The following is a 17,808-nucleotide window of genomic DNA, read 5'->3' on the forward strand; positions in this document are numbered from 1 at the left end:
CGCCGAGGAAGCCGAAGCCGCCGCGCTGGCGCTCCCCGCCGAGCAGGCCGCCGCCGCCGAGGCCGAGGCCAAGGCCCGCCGCGACGAGCGCTACGCCGCCCGCAAGCAGCGCGTCGGCCGCTGACGCCCCGCGCGCCCGCCCGCGGCGCGCTTTTATCGACACGACATCGGTTCACCGATCAGGTTTCTCCACCTGATCGGTCGTGGCTGCATGTCGTCTTGTCCGCTGTTTACTGACCCGCCGCCCGCTGGCCGGCGAACTGGCCGCCATAGCCGCGCTGGGGCACGCCCAGCGTCTGCTCCAGAATGAGCTGGCACACCTTCATCCCCGCCCGCAGGCGGATCGGGCGCGGGCCGAGATTGATGATCTCGAGCTGGATCTGCCCGGTCGAGCCGGCGTGGATGGTGGGCGCGGTGAGGTGGACGATGAGCCCGATGCGAGCGAGCGAGCTCTTGCCCTCCACCCGCGCGGTCAGCCGCGCCCCGGGGCGCAGGTCCACCCGCTCCAGCGTCCAGGCCAGCACCAGCCGGCCGGGATCGAGCACGAAGCCGTCGGCGCCGATGTCGATGTCGCCGGCCATGCGGGTGATCGCCTCGCGGAACGTGTAGCCCGGCCCGGCGGGGTCGATCACCGGGTCCTCGCCCGGTTCCGGCGCGCGGTAGAGGCTGAGGCGGGCATCGAGCCGGAGGTCGACGCCGTTGGGGGCGTAGAACGTCTCCGGCGGGGACGGCTCGATGGCGACCGAGCCGTCGGCGATGGCGTCGAGAATGTCGCGGTCGGTCAGGATCACGGGCGGGTCTCTCGCGGAGGCGGCGCAACGGGAGGATTCGGTAGCATGGTTCTGCCGCAGCGCAAACGCCGGCGCGGCCGGCCTGCCGGTGGGACCGGGCCTCGGGCCGCCCCGACGCCGTGTCCGGGCGCTGCGGCGCAAGAGGTTTTGTGCGGCATCGCAATGAAAGGGGCTTGAGCCGCGCGGCCCGCCGCCACAATCTGGCAACGACACCCACGCTTTTCATCTGGAGTTCTTTCGCGATGACCGACCGCCCGAAGCTTCTCGGCATTTCCGGCAGCCTGCGCTCCGGCGCCTATTCCACCGCCGTGCTGGAAGCGCTGAAGGCCGCCCTTGCCCCCACCGCCGACCTGACCGTGCTCGTGCTCAACGACGTGCCGCTCTACAACCAGGACGAGGACGGTGCCACCCAGCCCGAGGGCGCGGCGGCGCTGCGCGCGGCGATCGCGGCGGCGGACGGGGTGATCTTCGCCTCGCCGGAATATAATTACGGCCCCTCGGGCGCGATGAAGAACGCCGTCGACTGGGGCTCGCGGCCCTATGCCAAGGGCTCGCTGCTGGGCAAGCCGGTGCTGGTGCTGACCTCCTCGCCGGGCTCCACCGGCGGCATCCGGGCGCAGGCGCAATTGCGCGAATCGCTGAGCGCGGCGGGCGCCCGCGTGGTCGCCTATCCCCATCTCGCCATCCCCAATGTCGGCGACAAGGTGAAGGACGGCGCCTTCACCGACGAGAAGACGGTGAAGTTCCTCACCGGCGGCGTCGGCGCGCTGGTGAAGGAGATCCACCTGCTGGCGGCGCATGCCAAGGCCGGCTGAGGGCCGGCTAAGGCCGGGCCGAGGCGCGCCCTCGCCGACACCGACCGGCGGCGGGGTTTGAGCCTGCCGCCGTCTCGTCCACACTGGGGGGCATCCGACCAGGAGCCGCCCCATGCTGTCTTTCGCCCGTGCCTTTTCGCTCGCCGCGCTGCTCGCCGGCGCCCTCGCGCCGCCCGCCCATGCGCAGGGGGTGACGCGCGAGGTCACGGCCGGGCGGCTGGACGCGGCGCTGCCGAAGCTCGACGCGCTGGCGGCCAAGGCGGTGGCGGACGGGCAGGTGCCCGGCCTCGCCATCGTGGTGGTGCACCGGGACAAGGTGGTGTTCCTCAAGGGCTACGGCCGGCGCGAGGCCGGCAAGCCCGGCGCGGTGGATGCCGACACGGTGTTCCAGCTCGCCTCCTTCTCCAAGCCGATCACCGCCACGGTGGTGGCGGCGCTGGTGGGCGAGAAGGTGCTGGACTGGGACAGCACGGTGGCCTCGCTCGACCCCTCGATCCAGCTCAAGGAGCCCTATCCCAGCCAGCAGGTGACGGTTCGCGACCTGCTGGCGCACCGTTCCGGCCTGCCGGGCGATGCCGGTAACGAGCTGGAGGCGCTGGGCTATGACCGCGCCACGATTCTGCGCCGGCTGCGGCTGGTGCCGCCATCCTCCAGCTTCCGGGCCGGCTATTCCTATTCGAATTTCGGCTTCACCGCCGGGGCGGTGGCCGCCGCCGCGCCGACCGGCAAGCCGTGGGAAGAGGTGGCGCGGGAAAAGCTCTACGCCCCGCTCGGCATGGCCTCGACCTCCTCGCGCCATGCCGATTTCCTCGCCCATGAGAACCGCGCCGAACTGCATATTGGCGGGCCCGGCCACTGGGCGGCGACGCTGACCCGTGCCCCGGACGCGCAATCCCCCGCCGGCGGCGTCTCCTCCTCGGCCCGCGATCTCGCGCGCTGGATGCGGCTGGAACTGGCGGGCGGGATGTTCGAGGGCCGGCGGGTGATCGCGCCGGCGGCGCTCGACGCCACCCACCAGCCGCTGATGCCGCGCGGCACCCACCCGGTGACCGGCGCCGCCTCGTTCTACGGGCTCGGCTGGAATGTCGAGTTCGGCCGCCACGGGCTGAGCTGGGGCCATGCCGGCGCCTTCAGCATGGGCGCGCGCACGCTGGTGACGCTCTACCCCGACGCCGATATCGGCATCGTGGTGCTGGCCAACGCCTTCCCCACCGGCGTGCCGGAAGGGCTGGGCGACGCTTTCTTCGACCTCGTCTTCGACGGCGCGATGGAAAAGGACTGGATGGAGCCGTGGAGCGCGCTGTTCGCGGGGATGTTCGGCCCGGCGGTGGAGGCCGCCCGCGAACGCCTGACGCCGCCCGCCGACGCGCTGCCGGCGGCCCCGCTCAAAGCCTATGTCGGGCGCTACGCCAACGCCTATGTCGGCGCGGCGCAGGTGCGGGTGGCGGGCGAGGGGCTGGAACTGCGGCTGGGCCCGGACGGGCAGGCGCGCTTCCCGCTCACCCATGTCAGCCGCGACCTGTTCTCCTTCATCCCCGCCGCCGAACTGCCGGACATGCCCTCGGCGGTGAGCTTCGCGCTGGGGGCGGACGGGAAGGCGGCGGCGGTGACGATCGAGGACCTCGACGGCTTCGGGCTGGGGACACTGGAGCGGGTGGAACGGGAGTGAGGGGGGGGCTGCGATGTGCGTCTTGTCGCCTTGGCTGCCCTGTCCTGTTGCCATCCGCCATCCCTATCCGCCGTCATGGCCGGGCTTGACTGTGTTCTCTCGGATGGTCGGGATTCGGCCGAAGTATGATCCTGGGTCCCGGATCGGCGCGGCACTTGATACGGTAAGGCGGTCCACGGCTAAGCCGACCGACTACTCAAGACTGATAGGACAGTCCTCTCTATCTTCTCGATCTCATTATCAAGGATATTAATTCCACGGGCATGATTTAAGCAAATAGCATGCCAATCCTCGTAAACGTCAGGCGGCAACTCGTCAAATCCGCGAACCTTTGTTTCTAAATCAGGTTTATCGGGAAGTTTTACAGAATAACCTATCGTAATTAAAAGTTTTTCTATCTCATTTCGTTCATCCTCCCAACAACTACGCAATTTATGTATTTTGTCTAAATTTTCTGTAGAATCACCATAAATAATAGATCTAGCTTGTTCAAATGTAGCAGCCAATCGATTCTTTGATAATCTTATTTTCGGAAGCTGATGAAGTATCAAAATTATTCCGGAAATATATTTCCGTTCTAAATTTGATTTATCTATCATATTATTAATCTGGGAATGAAAATATTCTATTATTTCTTTCTGCGCGTCGCGTTTTTTATTTTCGTCGCGGCAAGAATTTCGGGCTGCGATCACAAAGCAGGCGATAGCCAGTGCGGCACACGCCGCCGGCCAATACGGGGTATACGACAGAAATTTGATCTGTTGCCAAAGTCCAGCAACGTTTGAAACGAACTGGCTTAGTCCCCATACCCCTAAAATCAGGATAAAGAATATCCCGACGACCCCCGATGGGGCCCGCGCGATACGTTTGGCAGATTCCCAGATGTTCATTCCAACATAATACTATGCCGGAATATTCTGACAACATCAGATAGTTTACCCAAATTATACCTGTCCGGACCAAGCCCGGGCATTAGGAAGTTGCGACGGGGCCCGGTTTCGTCGAAGAGTCATCCTAGGGTCCCGGATCGGCGCGGCACGTTGTGCCGCTGATGATGCGCATCTATCCCCTTCGCCCTCATGGCCGGCTTTGACCCGGCCGCCCAGACCTTCGGCGCCGTGCCGTTGGAAAGGCTGGGTCCCTGGGTCGAGCCCGGGGATGAGGGCGGTGCGCGGCGGGTCCCGCGACACGGGGCGAAGTTAGTTGTCCCATTATAGGAAAATAGTCCTTGACAGCGTGACGCTGGCCGGGTAGGTTTTGGTCATGCTCCACAACTGCGTCGGAAGGCGGCGAGGTCCTGCCCGCTGACCCCTTGACCCCTTGACCCCTTGACCCCTTGACCCCTTGATCCCTTGACCCCCTCGCGGCCTCCCGCGGGGCGCTCGTTTCCGGCCGGCCTTCGGGCCGGCTTTTTGTTTCCCGGCTCGATCTGCGGAGGTGGCATGGCGATTCCCGCGCGGCCTGTCTCGCCGGAGGCGCTCGACGAGGCGCGCCGGCTCTACGAACTCACCAATGTGCCGGTGAAGCAGGTCGCGGACATGCTCGGCATCGCCAAATCGACCCTGAGCCACCGGGTGCGGCTCTGGGGCTGGCAACCGCGCAAGGCGCGCATACCACTCGCCCTGCCGCCGCCCGCTTTGCCGCCGACCGTCGAACCCGTCGCGGCCGGCGCCGGGGCGGTGGCGGCCGGCCCGCCCGCCGACCGGCGCGAACTCATCGCCCGGCTGGTGCGGCGCATCGAGACCGAGATCGCCGCCATCGAGCGGCTGGTCGGGCGCGCCGGGCTCAACGCCGCGATGAAGCCGGAGGCCAGCCACGCCGATGGCGAGCGCGCCGCGCGCACCCTGGCCATTCTGGTGCGCTCCTTGCGCGAACTCGCGGCGCTGGAAAAGCTGGAGCCGGACAGGGACGACGATGACGCCAACCGCGACGCCGACACCTTCCGACGGGAGCTTGGCGACACGCTTGAGCGCGTGCTGGCGGGCGGGGAAGCTTCCTGAGGCGCTGGCCGCGCTCGACGCGCCCACGCTCGACTGGCTGCGCCACCACTGGCCGCTGATCGGCCGCGCCGGCCAGCTTCCGCCCGCCCTCGCGCAGGGCGGCGGCGACTGGCTGACCTGGCTGATGCTCGGCGGGCGCGGGGCGGGCAAGACGCGGGCCGGCGCCGAATGGGTGCGCGCCCTTGTCCATGGCCGCGCCGGGCCGAGGGCGGGGCGGCTCGCTTTGGTGGCGGAAAGCCATGCCGATGTGCGCGAGGTGATGGTGGAAGGCGTCTCCGGCCTGCTCGCCATCCACCCCCGTCATGAGCGCCCGCTGTGGGAGCCGACGCGGCGCCGGCTGCAATGGCCGAATGGCGCGGTGGCGCAGGGCTTTTCCGCCGACGACCCCGAGAGCCTGCGCGGGCCGCAATTCGACGCCGCCTGGTGCGACGAGCTGGCCAAATGGCGCTACGCCCAGGCGGCGTTCGACATGCTGCAATTCGGCCTGCGGCTCGGCGCCCGGCCGCGCCAGATGGTGACGACCACGCCGCGCCCGACCGCGCTGATCCGCGCGCTGCTCAAAGACCCGCGCAGCGCGGTGACGCGGATGGCGACGGGGGAGAACGCCGCCCATCTCGCCCCGAGCTTTCTGCAGACCGTGGTCGGCCGCTATGCCGGCACACGGCTCGGGCGGCAGGAGATCGACGGCGAACTGATCGAGGACCGCGCCGACGCGCTGTGGAACCGCGCCGGGCTGGAGGCGGGGCGGGAGGCGGCGGCGCCGGAACTGACCGGCCGGATGGCGCGCATCGTGGTGGCGGTCGACCCGCCGGCCTCCTCGACCCGGCGGGCGGATGCCTGCGGGCTGATCGCGGCGGGGATCGACGCCGACGGCATCGTCCATGTGCTGGCCGACGAGAGCGCGCAAGGGCTCTCGCCCAATGGCTGGGGCGCCCGCGCCATCGGCCTGTTCCAGAAGCTGGAGGCCGACCGGGTGGTGGTGGAGGTCAACCAGGGCGGCGAGATGGTGAAGACCATCCTCGCCGGCATCGACCCCACCGTGCCGGTGAGCGAAGTGCGGGCGACGCGCGGCAAATGGCTGCGCGCCGAGCCGGTGGCCGCGCTCTACGAGCAGGGCCGGGTGCGCCATGCCGGGCCGTTCCCGGCGCTGGAGGACGAACTCTGCGATTTCGGCCCGGACGGGCTTTCCAATGGCCGCTCGCCCGACCGGCTCGACGCGCTGGTCTGGGCGGTCACCGCGCTGGCGCTGGGCCCGCGCGCGGTGGCGCCACGGGTGCGGCGGGTGTGAGGCTTTCGCCATGTTCCGCGTCATTCCGGACGGCCGCAGGCCGTTCCGGGATCGTTGGTCCGCCGGAGAGCGATCCCGGCTCCGCGGCTCCGCCTTCTGCCGGGATGACGGCCTTCTTTTCAACCGGAGCCCCCGATCATGAAGCTCTTTCCCTTCTCGCTCGGGCGCGCCGCCCCGCCCGAGGCCAAGGCCTCGCGCACCAAGGCGCTGGTGGCGCTGCTCGGCGCGGCGCGGGCGCAGTGGACGCCGCGCGACTATGGCGCGCTGGCCCGCGAGGGCTACCAGCGCAACGCCGTCGCCTATCGCTGCGTGCGGCTGATCGCGCAGGGCGTGGGCGAATTGCGCCCGGTGCTGACCGAGGACGGGCGCGAGACTCTCGCCCATCCCCTGCTCGATCTGCTGGCCCAGCCCAACCCGCGCCTTTCCGGCCCGGGCCTGCTGGAGGCGCTGGCCTCGCATCTGCTGCTCGCGGGCAATGCCTATGTCGAGGCGGTGTCGGTGGATGAGGCGGTGCGCGAGCTGCATGTGCTGCGGCCCGACCGCATGCGCGTGGTCTCCGGCCCCGATGGCTGGGCGCAGGCCTATGACTACACGGCGGGCGGGCGCGCGGTGCGCTTCGTGCAAGAAGGCGGCGCGGGCGTGCCGCCGCCGATCCTGCATGTCGCGCTGTTCAACCCGCTCGACGACCATTACGGCGCCCCGCCGCTGGAGGCGGCGCAGATGGCGCTCGACCTGCACAATGCCGCCGGCGCCTGGAACAAGGCGCTGCTCGACAATGCCGCCCGGCCCTCCGGCGCGCTGGTCTATGGCGGGGCCGGCAACCTCTCGGACGAGCAGTTCGACCGGCTGAAGGAGGAGCTGGAGGCCAATTTCTCCGGCAGCGCCAATGCCGGCCGCCCGCTGCTGCTGGAGGGCGGGCTGGACTGGCGCCCGCTTTCGCTCACCCCCAAGGACATGGATTTTCTTGAGGCGAAGAACGCCGCCGCGCGCGAGATCGCGCTGGCCTTCGGCGTGCCGCCGATGCTGCTGGGCATTCCCGGCGACGCCACCTATGCCAATTACGCCGAAGCCAGCCGGGTGCTGTGGCGGCAGGCGATCCTGCCGCTCGGCCGCCGGCTGCTGCACGAGCTGTGCCTGTGGCTCGGCCCCGCCTTCGGGCCGGGGCGGCTGGCGCTGGAGCCCGATATCGACGCCATCGAGGCGCTGCACGGCGAGCGCGAGGCGCTGTGGCGCCGGGTGGGCGAGGCGAGCTTCCTCACCGATGACGAGAAGCGACAGGCGGTGGGCTATGGGGTGCGGGGGTAGGGGGCTGCGTGCTTCGAGGCCGGCGCGGGCGCCGGCACCTCAGCATGACGGGGTTCCAAACGCTCCCTCATGGCCGGACTTGACCCGGCCACCCAGAGACTGAGTGCCGCGCCGTTGGAATGCCTGGGTCCCCGGGTCAACCGGGGATGAGGGTCCGCCGTCGGCAGCCCCATCGGGAGCCCGCCCATGCAACCGCTCGTCGCCGCCTTCGCCGACAAGGCCGACATCGCCCATCTGGCGCTGCTGATGTGGGCGCTGGGGGCCTCCGTGCTGGCCGGCATCGCGCTGCGCGAGCTGGGGCGCGCGGTGCGCCGCTTCGACGATTTCGTGCGCGAGATCGCGCGCTTCAACACCCTGTTCGGAGACCCGCCATGACATCCAACCCGCGTATCCGGGCCTTCCTGCCCGGCCGTTTCAACGGGCTTGCCCCGCGCCTGCCGGCGCCGAGCCGGGCGGGGGAGGCGCCGCAGGTGTTTCGCCAGTTCGGCCGCACCCTCGGCAAGCTGGAACGCGCCGCCGCCACCCGCCGCGCCGGACTGGCGGGGGCGGCGGGCCCCGGGGAGGGCGCATGAGCGCGCCGGCAGGCGCCGCGCCGTGCAAGCCGGCCCGTTTCGAGACCAAGGCGCTTCCCGGCGCGCTGGCCAGCATCGCGCCCGATGGCAGCTTCGAGGGCTATGCGGCGCTGTTCGGCCGGGTCGATCTCGGCCGCGACCTGATCCTGCCCGGCGCCTTCGCCCGCTCGCTGGCCGAGCGCGGGGCGGGGGGCGTGCGCATGCTGTTCCAGCACGACCCGGCCGAGCCGATCGGGGCCTGGGCGAGCCTGCAGGAGGATTCGGTCGGGCTGTTGGTCAAGGGCCGGCTGACGCTGGATGTCGCCCGCGCCCGCGAGGTACTGGCGCTGATGCGCGCCGGGGCGATCGACGGGCTGTCCATCGGTTTCCGCACCGTGGAGGGGCGCACCGACCCGGGCACACGGGTGCGGCGGCTCTCGCGCATCGACCTGTGGGAGGTGTCGATCGTCACCTTCCCGATGCAGCCGGACGCGCGAATCGCCAGCGTGAAGCGGGCCGGCGTCTCGCTCGCCACCGCCATACGCCGCGGCGCCCGGCGGCTGCGCGGCGCGCCGGGACTGAGGCCGGTGCTGGTGTGAGGCGGGCGGTTCGGTGCCGCGAGGTGAGACTTCTCCCCCCGACGGGGAGAGCAAGCGGCCCCCCGCTTTTCTTTCGACGTTTCCCTTCCGAACAGGACATGAAACCCATGCAGCCGACCAATCCCGCACCTGAACTGAAATCCGCCGCCGGCCCGGAAGTCTCGGCCGCCTTCGAGGAATTCATGAGCGCCTTCGAGGCGTTCAAGGACGCCAACGACCAGCGGCTCGGCGCGCTGGAGCGGCGCGGCGGTGACGTCGTGACCACCGACAAGGTGGAGCGGCTCAACGCCGCGCTCGACACCCAGAAGGCGCTGATCGACGAACTGGTGCTGAAGGCCCGCCGTCCGGCGCTGGGCGGCGGTGGCGGCGACCTTGCCGCCGACCTCGCCGCGCGTGAGCACAAGGCCGCCTTCCACGCCTATGTCCGCACCGGCGAGGCGGCGGGGCTGAAGCGGCTGGAGGCCAAGGCGCTCTCCGCCGGGGTGGGCGCGGATGGCGGCTATGTGGTGCCGCACGAGACCGAGCGCGAGATCGGCAAGCGGCTGGCCGCGCTCTCGCCGATCCGTGCCATCGCCGATGTCCGGGTGATTTCCGCCGGCACCTACAAGAAGCCGTTCATGACCTCCGGCCCGGCGGTCGGCTGGGTGGCGGAGACCGGCGCGCGGGCGCAGACGGCCAGCCCGGTGCTGGACGAGATCGCCTTCCCGGCGATGGAACTCTACGCCATGCCGGCGGCGACCCAGACGCTGCTCGACGATGCGGCGGTCAATATCGACGACTGGCTCGCCATCGAGGTGGAGGCGGCGTTCGCGGCGCAGGAGGGCACCGCGTTCGTGACCGGCGACGGGGTGGGCAAGCCGAAGGGCTTTCTCGCCTATGACACGGTGGCGGAAAGCGCCTTTGTGTGGGGAAAGCTCGGCTTCATCGCCACCGGCGCCGCCGGCGACTTTCCCAGCACCAGCCCGGCCGACCCGCTGGTCGACCTGGTCTATGCGGTGAAGGCGGGCTACCGGCAGAACGGCTCGTTCATGATGAGCCGGCGCACGCAAGGGGCGGTGCGCAAGCTGAAGGACGAGAACGGGCAGTATCTGTGGGCGCCGCCGACCGCGCCGGGCGCGCCGCCTCACCTGATGGGCTTTCCCGTCTATGAGGCCGAGGACATGCCGGAAATCGGCGCCGGCAGCCTCTCGGTGGCGTTCGGCGATTTCCGCCGCGGCTACCTGGTGGTCGACCGGGCCGGGGTGCGGGTGCTGCGCGATCCCTATTCGGCCAAGCCCTATGTGCTGTTCTACACCACCAAGCGGGTCGGCGGCGGGGTGCAGGATTTCGACGCCATCAAGCTGCTGAAATTCGCCGCCTGAGACGCGATGTAAGAACGGCACGACGCAAAAAAGGGGCGCCCGGTGAGGGGCGCCCCAATGGAGACGGTCAGTCTCGGGAAGTCCGGCCCGCTCAGTGGGTCGAGCGGGCGTTGGCTTCGACGGCCTGGTTGATATAGGCGTCGGAGACGGCCGGCAGGGTCACGGTGGCGTTGCGGCCCTCGACGACCTGCTGGCTCTGCACCTTGGGGGAGACAGCGCGGGTGTAGACAGTGGCGTCACGACCGGCAGCCTGCGCGGCGACGGAACCGAAAGCGGCCAGGGCCACGGCGGCGATGAGGATCTTGTTCATGAGAATGCTCCTTGAAGAGGGAGGGGCGCTCGCTCGCATGGGGGCGCCGCTCCGGGGGGGAAGGCGAAGGGGGAAGGCGTCGCGATCAGTGGGTCGAACGGGCGTTCGCCTCGACGGCCTGGTTGATATAGGCGTCGGAGACAGCCGGCAGGGTCACGGTGGCGTTGCGGCCCTCGACGACCTGCTGGCTCTGCACCTTGGGGGAGACAGCGCGGGTGTAGACAGTGGCGTCACGACCGGCAGCCTGCGCGGCGACGGAACCGAAAGCGGCCAGAGCCACGGCGGCGATGAGGATCTTGTTCATGAGAATGCTCCTTGAAGAGGGAGGGGCGCTCGCTCGCATGGGGGCGCCGCTCCGGAGGGGGAAGGCGAAGGGGAAGGCGTCGCGATCAGCGCGTCGAACGGGCGTTCGCCTCGACGGCCTGGTTGATGTAGGCGTCGGAAACGGTCGGCAGCGCCAGGGTGGCGTTGCGGCCCTCGACGACCTGTCCCTGCGCGGTGGCGGGGGCGCCATAGACGGTCGGGTCACGGCCGTCGGCGGCCTGCGCGGCGACCGAACCGAAGGTGGCGAGAGCGACGGCGGCGATGAGGATCTTGTTCATGATGGTGTCTCCAGAGAGAGGGGTGGCCGGCCCGTGACGGCCGCGCCTTTTTCATGGACAGAAGTTAATCCCGGCATCAGCGCATCGCCAGTTGTGATAAGGCGCTCGATGCCTTGCATGAATGCAATAACATCTGCGTGTTTGCCTCTGGCAAAAACGGGATGGAGCGCACACGACAGATACGTGCGCGATACAGTTTACGCGACGGAAAGCCGTCAACGCTAAAAGCTGTCGACCCTAAAAGCCGTCGCCCCTAGCGGACGATGCCGCGCAGCGTGGCGTCGATCCAGGCGCGCTGCGGGCCGATGAGGGTGGCGCCGGTGACGCCGCCGCAGCCGCGCGCGCCGCCCGCCGCGGTCGACCAGCCGATGATGCCGGCCACCACGCCCTCGATCAGCACCGGCCCGCCGCTGTCGCCGGTGCAGCCGCCTTTGGCGGCGCCATCCGACAAGCGGACCATGATGCCGCCTGTGGTGCCGATGCTGGGCAGGGAAACCGTGCGCAGCGTGCCGGCGCTCTTGCCGTCGCCATCCCGGGTCACGCCATAGCCGGCGACGGTGAAGGCGGTGCGCCGCGCCGGCAGCGCCACCTGATCGGTCAGTGCCGCCGGCCGGAAGCCGGCGGGCAGCGGCCCGGACAGGCGCACCAAAGCGAGGTCCGGCGTCGGGCGCCGGGTCGCGAACGAATTCGGGTCGAAGGAAGGATGCACCGCCTTGCGGTCGATCGGGATCAGCCGCGGCGTGCCGCCTTCGAACACCACCACCGCGTAATCCGCCGCCGGCTCGACGCAATGGGCGGCGGTGAGCAGCACGTTCGGCCCCAGCACCACGCCGGTGCAGGTGGCGCCGCGCGTCGACACGATCATCGCCGTCTCCGCCTTCAGCGCCTCGTCCGCCGGCCCGCCACCGACAATGGCGCGGGCAGGGGTGGCGAGGAGCAGGGCGGCGAGAAGGGCGGCGGCAAGGCGGTGCATCGGCGGGTTCCGTAAGGGGGCGGGGCCGTTGTGGCGGCGCCGGGACGACACGTCAATCGCCGGCTGCGGCGACCATCACATGAGGGAGGCACCATGCCCGCGATCCTTCTCGCCGGGCCGACGGCCGAGCCGCTGACGCTCGCCGAGGCCAAGACCTATCTGCGCGTCGACCATGAGGCCGAGGACGGGCTGATCGCCGCGCTCGTCACCGCCGCGCGGGCGACCGTGGAGGCGCTGACCCGGCGCGTGCTGATCGACCAGAGCTGGCGGATCGTGCGCGACGCCTGGCCAGCCTCGGGGCTGATCGCGGTGCCGGTGAACCCGCTGAAGGCGATCACCGCCGCCCGGGTGATCGACGCGGATGGCGGCGAGACCGCCCTGCCGCTCGGCGCCTTCACCACCGATACGGCGCGGCTGCCGGGGCTGATCCGGGTCGCGCGCGGTACCGTGCCGGAACCCGGCCGGCCGCTGGCCGGCATCGCGCTCGACATCACCGCCGGCCACGGGGCAAGCGCCGACCATGTGCCCTCGCCGCTGATCGAGGCGGTGCGGGTGGTGCTGGCGCATTTCTACGAGCACCGCGACGTGGCCGGGCCGGGGGCGGCCTTTCCCGCCCGGCTCGACGCGCTGGTGGCGCCGTTCCGGGTGACACGACTGTGAGCGCCATCGGAGCCCTGCGGCACCGGCTGGTGCAGGAGACGCCGGTGACGACGCCGGACGGGCTCGGTGGCGCGAGCGTGAGCTTCATCGCGGTCGACGCGCTGTGGGGCGCGGTGGAGACGCGGGGGACGCCGGCGGAGATCGCCGACCGGCCCGGCGCGCTGCTCGCCCACACCGTCACCGTGCGGGCGCCGGCCACGGTGCAGCCGGGCGACCGGCTGCGGTGTGGGGCGCGGCGCTTCCTGGTCGAGGCGGTGAGCGACCCGGACGGGCGCGGCCGCTACCTCGTCTGCGACTGCCGGGAGGAGACGCCATGAAGTTCGGCACGAGGCTGAAGGGGCTGGAGGCGCTGCGCCGGCTCCTGGCGCAGCTTGCCGCCGGGAGGCCGCGATGAGCGGGCCCGCGGTCGCGCTGCGCCGGGCGATCCATGCGGCGCTGATGGCCGACGTCCCGCTGCTCGCCGCGCTGGGCGGGCCGCGCATCCATGACGTGCCCCCGAACGGGGCGGAATTTCCCTATGTGACGCTCGGTGAGGCGCAGGTGCTGGACTGGTCCACCGCCACCGAGAGCGGCGCCGAGCACCGGCTGACGCTGGTTTGCTGGTCGCGCCAGGGCGGGCATGGCGAGGCGCACGCGCTGGCGCATCTGGTGCAGCAGGTGCTGCACGACGCGCCGCTGGTCCTCGACGGGCATCGCCTGGTCAATCTGCGCGCTTCCTCGGCCGAGATCCGGCGCGAGCCAGGCGGGCGAACCTACCGCGCGCTGCTGCGCTTTCGGGCGGTGACGGAAACAGGTTGAGGTTTTCCGATCCTGTCAGGAAAGCTGCGCAAGGGATTCCACGGACTCGTGAATCCGCGTGAAGTTGAATCTGAAGATGAAGTCACTTGGCGCGAAGTGCGGAATCAAACTGTGAAGGCGGAAAGACGCCTCGCCGGCATCGCACGGGATTTAATCTAGACCCTGAAGGTTAACCGTCTCTGAATACCTTCGGGTCGGAGCGGTGACAAGCAAAGGAGCCACCGATGGCGGCGCAGAAGGGCAAGGACCTCTTGCTGAAGATCCATGACGGCACCGCCTTCGCCACGGTGGCGGGGCTGCGCTCGCGGCAGATCGCGTTCAACGCCGAGCCGGTCGACGTGACCCATGCCGAGAGCGCCGGGCGCTGGCGCGAACTGCTCGCCGGGGCGGGGGTGAAGCGCGCGGCGGTGGCGGGCTCCGGCGTGTTCAAGGACGCGGCGTCGGACGCGCTGATCCGGCAGAGCTTCTTCGACGGGACGATCCGTAACGCGCAGATCGTGGTGCCCGATTTCGGTACCATCGCCGGGCCGTTCCAGATCACCGCGCTGGAATTCGCCGCCGAGCATGACCGCGAGGTGACGTTCGACATCGCGTTGGAGAGCGCCGGCGAACTGACCTTCGCGGCGCTGTGAGGGACATAGCCCATTCTACCCTCATGCCCGGGCTTGACCCGGGCAGCCATAAATCAGCCGCTGCGGCGGCGGGGGAGACTGGGTCCCCGGGTCAAGCCCGGGGATGAGGGCAGGTTTTCAACCGCCTTCGGGCAGCAGCAAGGATCCACTCAATGGCCAACCGGCATCGCGGTGAAATAGCCGCCGAACTCGACGGGCGCCGGCGCACGCTGGTGCTGACGCTGGGCGCTCTGGCCGAGCTGGAGGACGCGTTCGGTGCCGAAGACCTGGTGGCGCTGACCGAGCGGTTTTCGCGCGGCCGGCTGGCGGCGAAGGATGCCATCCGCCTCCTCGCCGCCGGCCTGCGCGGGGCGGGCGAGGCCGTCACCGAGGACGAGGTGGCGCGGATGACCATGCCGGGCGGGGCGGCCGGCTTCGCGCGGCTGGTCGGCGAGCTGATCGCCGCCACCTTCGGCGGCGCTGCGGAGGGCGCCGCCGCCCCTTTGCCCGGTGCGCCGGAGCCGGCGGGATAGAGGGCGGGCCACCGCCCTTCCCCGGGGAGGGCGGGCCACCGCCCTTCCCCTGGGGGGAGGCGATGGCGCTGGGCTTCGGCCGGCTGCGGCTCTCCTCGCATGCGTTCTGGCGGCTGACCCCGCGCGAACTGGCGGCGGCGCTGCGGGCCTTCGCCGGCCCGGCGCGGGCGCCGCTCGACCGAACAGGGCTCGGTGCGCTGATGGCGCGGTTCCCGGACTGACAGGAGGGCCGAGATGGCCGACAACGCCGAATTCGACGACGGGCTGAACGTGGAGATCAGCGCCGACACCAGCGCCTTCCGCCGCGAGATCGCGGAAGCCGAGCGGCTGGCGCGGGGCTTTGGCCGGGCGGTAGGCGATGCGCTGGCCGGGGCGACGCTGAAGGGCCGCGAGGCCGACGACGTGCTGCGCACGCTGGCCAGCCGGCTGTCCTCGCTTGCGCTCGACATCGCCTTCAAGCCGCTGGAGCAGGGGCTTTCCGGCCTGCTGCAGGGCGCGCTCGGCGGGGCGCTCGGTGGCGTTTCCGGGTTCGCCAAGGGCGGCGCGTTCGCGAATGGGCGGGTCACTCCCTTCGCGCAGGGCGGGGTGGTGGCGGCACCGACCTATTTCCCCATGGCCGGCGGCTCGCTCGGCCTGATGGGCGAGCGCGGGGCGGAGGCGATCCTGCCGCTGGCGCGGGGGGCGGACGGCCGGCTCGGCGTCGCCGCGCAGGGCGGCGGGCGCACGACGCAGGTGACGGTGAATGTCGCGACGCCGGACGCGAGCGCCTTCCGCCGCTCCGACGCCTATCTCGCCGGCCTGATCGCCCGCACGGTTGCGCGCGGGGAAAGGAGCCTCTGAATGCCCGCCTTTCACGAGACGCTGTTTCCGCTCGACATCGCGCTCGGCGCGGCGGGGGGGCCGGAGCGGGCGACCGAGATCGTCACCACGCTCACCGGCCGCGAGGAACGCAATACAAGGCTCGCCCATTCGCGCCGGCGCTGGGATGCCGGCTACGGGGTGACATCGCTGGCGCAGCTCTCCGCCGTGGTCGCCTTCTTCGAGGAGCGGCGCGGGCGGCTGCACGGCTTTCGCTGGCGCGACCGGCTGGACCATGCCTCGGCCGTGCCGGGCGCGGCGGTGACGCCGCTCGACCAGACGCTGGGCACCGGCGATGGCGCGCGGGCGCAGTTCGCCCTCGCCAAAACCTATGGCGGCGCCCACGCCCCCTATGCGCGGCCGATCGTCAAGCCGGTGGCCGGCTCGGCGCGGGTGGCGGTGAACGGGGCGGAGCGGACGGCCGGCACGCATTTCACCCTCGATGCGACGCGTGGGGTCGTCACCTTCCTCGCCGGCCATGTACCTGCGGCCGGGGCGAGCGTGACGGCGGGGTTCCTGTTCGACGTGCCGGTGCGCTTCGATACCGATTTCCTCGAGGTGAACCTCACCGCCTTCGAGGCCGGAGCGATCCCGCGCATCCCGATCCTGGAGATACGGCCATGAGAGAGCTTTCCGCCGGGCTTGCCGCGTCGCTGGCGAGCGGGGTGACGACGCTGGCGCGCTGCTGGCGGATCACCCGCCGCGACGGCGTGGTGATCGCGCTGACCGAGCATGACGAGGACCTCGGCGTCGACGGCACGCTGTTCCGCGCCGCCTCGGGCGTTGCCGGCAGCGAGGACGCCTCCGCGCTCGGCTTCGCGGTGGGCGGGGCGGAGATGTCGGCGGCGCTGACATCCGAGCTGATCGACGAGGCCGACCTCGATGCCGGCCGCTATGACGGGGCGGGGATCGAACTGATCCTCGCCGACTGGTCGGCGCCGTCGAGCTTCCTGCGGCTGCGCCGGGCCAGCCTCGGCGAGGTGCGGCGCAGCGAGGGCCGCTTCACCGCCGAGCTGCGCTCCCTCGCTTCGGCGCTCAACGTCGTGCGCGGGCGGCTGTTCACCGCCGGCTGTGACGCCGATTTCGGCGATGGGCGCTGCAAGGTGGCGCTGGCCGCGCCGGCCTATACCGGCCACGGCACGGTGAGCGCGGCGGAAGGGCCGGGGCTGATCGTGGCGGCGGGTCTCGACGCCTATGCGGCGGGCTGGTTCGCGCAGGGGCGGCTGGCGTTCACCGGCGGCGCCAATGCGGGCTTCGCCACCGAGGTGAAGGCGCACACGCTTGCCGGCGGGGTGCGGCTGGAACTGTGGCAGCGCCCGCCCGACACGCCCCTGCCGGGGGAGAGCTTCACCGTCACCGCCGGCTGCGACAAGCGGTTCGAGACCTGCCGCGACCGCTTCGCCAATTCGCTGAATTTTCGCGGCTTCCCCGACATGCCGGGCAATGACGCGGTGCTGCGCGTCGCCCTGCCGGGAGGGCAGTGACGATGGGCGCGGAAGACGTGCGCGCCCGCCTCATCGCCGAGGCGCGGGGCTGGATCGGCACGCCCTATCTGCACCGCGCCTCGCTGAAGGGGCAGGGGGCCGACTGTCTTGGCCTCATACGCGGGGTGTGGCGGGCGGTGGTGGGGCCGGAGCCGCAGGGCCTGCCCGCCTACGCGCCCGACTGGGCCGAGGCGACCAAGGCCGAGCAGATGGCGCAGGCGGCGGGGCGGCACATGCGCGCGCTCGCGGTTGAGGCGATCGCGCCGGGCGACGTGCTGCTGTTCCGCTGGCGCGAAGGCTTTCCCGCCAAGCACGCGGCGATCCTGGTGAGCGCGGACCGCATGGTGCACGCCCATGACGGGGCGGCGGTGGCGGAAGTGTTCCTCGCCCCCTGGTGGCGCCGCCGGCTGGCCTTCGCCTTCGCCTTTCCCGGCGCGTGAGGGGGAGGAACGCACGCTCCTTGTCCCGGCCCAGCGACGCCGTAGGCGGAGTGCCGCGCCGGGACCCAGCGCAAATCGCTTCGGCCAAAGAGTCTCTCCTGGGTCCCGGATCGGCGCCGCGCGGCGCGCGGCTGGTCCGGGACACGGCCTTTGCACCTCT

The 17,808-nt window shown here is 70.8% G+C and carries 25 protein-coding genes and 1 pseudogene; 20 read left to right on the forward strand and 6 right to left on the reverse strand.

Annotated features, from left to right (window positions below; translation table 11 throughout):
* Positions 1-124, forward strand: a pseudogene (locus KHC23_RS24930) (DUF6481 family protein); the annotation flags it as partial.
* A gap of 106 nt (positions 125-230) precedes the next feature.
* Here KHC23_RS24930 and dcd read toward each other — a convergent pair.
* A complete protein-coding gene (dcd, locus tag KHC23_RS21110) occupies positions 231-791 on the reverse strand; it encodes a dCTP deaminase (RefSeq protein WP_213375485.1) in 561 nt (186 codons plus the stop codon).
* Positions 792-1,033: 242 nt separating this feature from the next.
* On the opposite strand from dcd, the gene KHC23_RS21115 reads away from it, so the two are divergent.
* Together KHC23_RS21115 and KHC23_RS21120 are read left to right on the forward strand one after the other, a co-directional pair.
* The gene (locus KHC23_RS21115) at positions 1,034-1,606 is read left to right on the forward strand and encodes an NADPH-dependent FMN reductase (RefSeq protein ID WP_213375487.1); all 573 of its coding nucleotides are present in this window, start codon (positions 1,034-1,036) and stop codon (positions 1,604-1,606) included.
* Positions 1,607-1,718: 112 nt separating this feature from the next.
* The gene (locus tag KHC23_RS21120) at positions 1,719-3,275 is read left to right on the forward strand and encodes a serine hydrolase (protein WP_213375489.1); all 1,557 of its coding nucleotides are present in this window, start codon (positions 1,719-1,721) and stop codon (positions 3,273-3,275) included.
* A 179-nt stretch (positions 3,276-3,454) separates the two neighbouring features.
* Here KHC23_RS21120 and KHC23_RS21125 read toward each other — a convergent pair whose 3' ends face one another.
* Entirely contained in the window at positions 3,455-4,165 is a 711-nt protein-coding gene (locus KHC23_RS21125; RefSeq protein WP_213375491.1) for a hypothetical protein, read from the reverse strand.
* 552 nt (positions 4,166-4,717) lie between these two features.
* On the opposite strand from KHC23_RS21125, the gene KHC23_RS21130 reads away from it, so the two are divergent.
* From KHC23_RS21130 to KHC23_RS21160, 7 genes are all read left to right on the forward strand, one after another.
* The gene (locus KHC23_RS21130; protein WP_213375493.1) at positions 4,718-5,275 is read left to right on the forward strand and encodes a hypothetical protein; all 558 of its coding nucleotides are present in this window, start codon (positions 4,718-4,720) and stop codon (positions 5,273-5,275) included.
* Positions 5,241-6,563, forward strand: a complete 1,323-nt coding sequence (locus tag KHC23_RS21135) for a DNA-packaging protein (RefSeq protein WP_213375495.1) — start codon at positions 5,241-5,243, stop codon at positions 6,561-6,563. Before KHC23_RS21130 ends, KHC23_RS21135 begins: the two co-directional genes overlap by 35 nt.
* Before the next feature lie 138 nt (positions 6,564-6,701).
* Positions 6,702-7,868, forward strand: a complete 1,167-nt coding sequence (locus tag KHC23_RS21140) for a phage portal protein (protein ID WP_213375497.1) — start codon at positions 6,702-6,704, stop codon at positions 7,866-7,868.
* Between the two features lie 186 nt (positions 7,869-8,054).
* Positions 8,055-8,243, forward strand: coding sequence for a hypothetical protein (locus KHC23_RS21145; RefSeq protein WP_213375498.1), 189 nt, complete (start codon positions 8,055-8,057; stop codon positions 8,241-8,243).
* Positions 8,240-8,440 (forward strand): hypothetical protein, encoded by a 201-nt coding sequence (locus KHC23_RS21150; protein ID WP_213375499.1) that lies wholly within the window; start codon positions 8,240-8,242, stop codon positions 8,438-8,440. Before KHC23_RS21145 ends, KHC23_RS21150 begins: the two co-directional genes overlap by 4 nt.
* A complete protein-coding gene (locus KHC23_RS21155) occupies positions 8,437-9,018 on the forward strand; it encodes an HK97 family phage prohead protease (protein ID WP_213375500.1) in 582 nt (193 codons plus the stop codon). The genes KHC23_RS21150 and KHC23_RS21155 overlap by 4 nt, the downstream gene beginning before the upstream one ends.
* Before the next feature lie 107 nt (positions 9,019-9,125).
* Positions 9,126-10,379 (forward strand): phage major capsid protein, encoded by a 1,254-nt coding sequence (locus tag KHC23_RS21160; RefSeq protein ID WP_213375882.1) that lies wholly within the window; start codon positions 9,126-9,128, stop codon positions 10,377-10,379.
* Between the two features lie 91 nt (positions 10,380-10,470).
* Here the strand turns inward: KHC23_RS21160 and KHC23_RS21165 are convergent, their stop codons facing one another.
* The 4 genes from KHC23_RS21165 to KHC23_RS21180 all read right to left on the reverse strand — a co-directional run bounded on the left by KHC23_RS21165 (position 10,471) and on the right by KHC23_RS21180 (position 12,264).
* Complete coding sequence (locus tag KHC23_RS21165; RefSeq protein ID WP_213375501.1) at positions 10,471-10,689, reverse strand: hypothetical protein; 219 nt, start codon at positions 10,687-10,689, stop codon at positions 10,471-10,473.
* An 85-nt stretch (positions 10,690-10,774) separates the two neighbouring features.
* Positions 10,775-10,993, reverse strand: a complete 219-nt coding sequence (locus KHC23_RS21170) for a hypothetical protein (RefSeq protein ID WP_213375501.1) — start codon at positions 10,991-10,993, stop codon at positions 10,775-10,777.
* An 85-nt stretch (positions 10,994-11,078) separates the two neighbouring features.
* On the reverse strand, positions 11,079-11,291 hold the full coding sequence (locus KHC23_RS21175; protein WP_213375502.1) for a hypothetical protein: 213 nt from the start codon (positions 11,289-11,291) through the stop codon (positions 11,079-11,081).
* A gap of 253 nt (positions 11,292-11,544) precedes the next feature.
* The gene (locus tag KHC23_RS21180) at positions 11,545-12,264 is read right to left on the reverse strand and encodes a S1 family peptidase (RefSeq protein ID WP_213375503.1); all 720 of its coding nucleotides are present in this window, start codon (positions 12,262-12,264) and stop codon (positions 11,545-11,547) included.
* Positions 12,265-12,357: 93 nt separating this feature from the next.
* On the opposite strand from KHC23_RS21180, the gene KHC23_RS21185 reads away from it, so the two are divergent.
* The 10 genes from KHC23_RS21185 (at position 12,358) to KHC23_RS21230 (ending at position 17,648) form a co-directional block, all read left to right on the forward strand.
* Positions 12,358-12,924, forward strand: a complete 567-nt coding sequence (locus KHC23_RS21185) for a head-tail connector protein (RefSeq protein WP_213375504.1) — start codon at positions 12,358-12,360, stop codon at positions 12,922-12,924.
* Complete coding sequence (locus tag KHC23_RS21190; protein ID WP_213375506.1) at positions 12,921-13,241, forward strand: head-tail adaptor protein; 321 nt, start codon at positions 12,921-12,923, stop codon at positions 13,239-13,241. Before KHC23_RS21185 ends, KHC23_RS21190 begins: the two co-directional genes overlap by 4 nt.
* 73 nt (positions 13,242-13,314) lie before the next feature.
* Positions 13,315-13,722 carry a DUF3168 domain-containing protein gene (locus tag KHC23_RS21195; RefSeq protein WP_213375508.1) on the forward strand — a complete coding sequence of 136 codons (408 nt, stop codon included), beginning with the start codon at positions 13,315-13,317 and terminating at the stop codon, positions 13,720-13,722.
* Positions 13,723-13,946: 224 nt separating this feature from the next.
* Positions 13,947-14,354 carry a phage major tail protein, TP901-1 family gene (locus KHC23_RS21200; RefSeq protein ID WP_213375510.1) on the forward strand — a complete coding sequence of 136 codons (408 nt, stop codon included), beginning with the start codon at positions 13,947-13,949 and terminating at the stop codon, positions 14,352-14,354.
* A gap of 152 nt (positions 14,355-14,506) precedes the next feature.
* On the forward strand, positions 14,507-14,866 hold the full coding sequence (locus KHC23_RS21205) for a gene transfer agent family protein (protein WP_213375512.1): 360 nt from the start codon (positions 14,507-14,509) through the stop codon (positions 14,864-14,866).
* Positions 14,863-15,087 carry a rcc01693 family protein gene (locus KHC23_RS21210; protein WP_271188564.1) on the forward strand — a complete coding sequence of 75 codons (225 nt, stop codon included), beginning with the start codon at positions 14,863-14,865 and terminating at the stop codon, positions 15,085-15,087. Before KHC23_RS21205 ends, KHC23_RS21210 begins: the two co-directional genes overlap by 4 nt.
* A 13-nt stretch (positions 15,088-15,100) precedes the next feature.
* Positions 15,101-15,706: a phage tail tape measure protein gene (locus KHC23_RS21215; RefSeq protein ID WP_213375516.1), complete on the forward strand. Its 606-nt coding sequence runs from the start codon at positions 15,101-15,103 to the stop codon at positions 15,704-15,706.
* Positions 15,707-16,348, forward strand: a complete 642-nt coding sequence (locus KHC23_RS21220; RefSeq protein ID WP_213375518.1) for a DUF2460 domain-containing protein — start codon at positions 15,707-15,709, stop codon at positions 16,346-16,348.
* A complete protein-coding gene (locus KHC23_RS21225) occupies positions 16,345-17,208 on the forward strand; it encodes a DUF2163 domain-containing protein (protein ID WP_213375520.1) in 864 nt (287 codons plus the stop codon). The genes KHC23_RS21220 and KHC23_RS21225 overlap by 4 nt, the downstream gene beginning before the upstream one ends.
* Before the next feature lie 2 nt (positions 17,209-17,210).
* Positions 17,211-17,648, forward strand: coding sequence for an NlpC/P60 family protein (locus KHC23_RS21230; RefSeq protein WP_213375522.1), 438 nt, complete (start codon positions 17,211-17,213; stop codon positions 17,646-17,648).
* The last annotated feature ends 160 nt before the right edge of the window (positions 17,649-17,808 follow it).

Source organism: Ancylobacter dichloromethanicus, from assembly GCF_018390645.1.
Classification (GTDB): Bacteria; Pseudomonadota; Alphaproteobacteria; order Rhizobiales; family Xanthobacteraceae; genus Ancylobacter; species Ancylobacter dichloromethanicus.

What these genes read in the sequence shown, in the direction of transcription:
- KHC23_RS21185 (WP_213375504.1), top strand. Translation starts at nt 12,358, where the DNA reads ATGCCCGCGATCCTTCTCGCCGGGCCGACGGCCGAGCCGCTGACGCTC.
- KHC23_RS21220 (WP_213375518.1), top strand. Translation starts at nt 15,707, where the DNA reads ATGCCCGCCTTTCACGAGACGCTGTTTCCGCTCGACATCGCGCTCGGC.
- KHC23_RS21200 (WP_213375510.1), top strand. Translation starts at nt 13,947, where the DNA reads ATGGCGGCGCAGAAGGGCAAGGACCTCTTGCTGAAGATCCATGACGGC.
- KHC23_RS21140 (WP_213375497.1), top strand. Translation starts at nt 6,702, where the DNA reads ATGAAGCTCTTTCCCTTCTCGCTCGGGCGCGCCGCCCCGCCCGAGGCC.
- KHC23_RS21120 (WP_213375489.1), top strand. Translation starts at nt 1,719, where the DNA reads ATGCTGTCTTTCGCCCGTGCCTTTTCGCTCGCCGCGCTGCTCGCCGGC.
- KHC23_RS21180 (WP_213375503.1), bottom strand. Translation starts at nt 12,264, where the DNA reads ATGCACCGCCTTGCCGCCGCCCTTCTCGCCGCCCTGCTCCTCGCCACC.
- KHC23_RS21160 (WP_213375882.1), top strand. Translation starts at nt 9,126, where the DNA reads ATGCAGCCGACCAATCCCGCACCTGAACTGAAATCCGCCGCCGGCCCG.
- KHC23_RS21155 (WP_213375500.1), top strand. Translation starts at nt 8,437, where the DNA reads ATGAGCGCGCCGGCAGGCGCCGCGCCGTGCAAGCCGGCCCGTTTCGAG.
- KHC23_RS21230 (WP_213375522.1), top strand. Translation starts at nt 17,211, where the DNA reads ATGGGCGCGGAAGACGTGCGCGCCCGCCTCATCGCCGAGGCGCGGGGC.
- KHC23_RS21125 (WP_213375491.1), bottom strand. Translation starts at nt 4,165, where the DNA reads ATGAACATCTGGGAATCTGCCAAACGTATCGCGCGGGCCCCATCGGGG.
- KHC23_RS21170 (WP_213375501.1), bottom strand. Translation starts at nt 10,993, where the DNA reads ATGAACAAGATCCTCATCGCCGCCGTGGCTCTGGCCGCTTTCGGTTCC.
- KHC23_RS21195 (WP_213375508.1), top strand. Translation starts at nt 13,315, where the DNA reads ATGAGCGGGCCCGCGGTCGCGCTGCGCCGGGCGATCCATGCGGCGCTG.
- KHC23_RS21130 (WP_213375493.1), top strand. Translation starts at nt 4,718, where the DNA reads ATGGCGATTCCCGCGCGGCCTGTCTCGCCGGAGGCGCTCGACGAGGCG.
- KHC23_RS21165 (WP_213375501.1), bottom strand. Translation starts at nt 10,689, where the DNA reads ATGAACAAGATCCTCATCGCCGCCGTGGCCCTGGCCGCTTTCGGTTCC.
- KHC23_RS21205 (WP_213375512.1), top strand. Translation starts at nt 14,507, where the DNA reads ATGGCCAACCGGCATCGCGGTGAAATAGCCGCCGAACTCGACGGGCGC.
- KHC23_RS21150 (WP_213375499.1), top strand. Translation starts at nt 8,240, where the DNA reads ATGACATCCAACCCGCGTATCCGGGCCTTCCTGCCCGGCCGTTTCAAC.
- KHC23_RS21215 (WP_213375516.1), top strand. Translation starts at nt 15,101, where the DNA reads ATGGCCGACAACGCCGAATTCGACGACGGGCTGAACGTGGAGATCAGC.
- KHC23_RS21175 (WP_213375502.1), bottom strand. Translation starts at nt 11,291, where the DNA reads ATGAACAAGATCCTCATCGCCGCCGTCGCTCTCGCCACCTTCGGTTCG.
- KHC23_RS21225 (WP_213375520.1), top strand. Translation starts at nt 16,345, where the DNA reads ATGAGAGAGCTTTCCGCCGGGCTTGCCGCGTCGCTGGCGAGCGGGGTG.
- KHC23_RS21115 (WP_213375487.1), top strand. Translation starts at nt 1,034, where the DNA reads ATGACCGACCGCCCGAAGCTTCTCGGCATTTCCGGCAGCCTGCGCTCC.
- KHC23_RS21145 (WP_213375498.1), top strand. Translation starts at nt 8,055, where the DNA reads ATGCAACCGCTCGTCGCCGCCTTCGCCGACAAGGCCGACATCGCCCAT.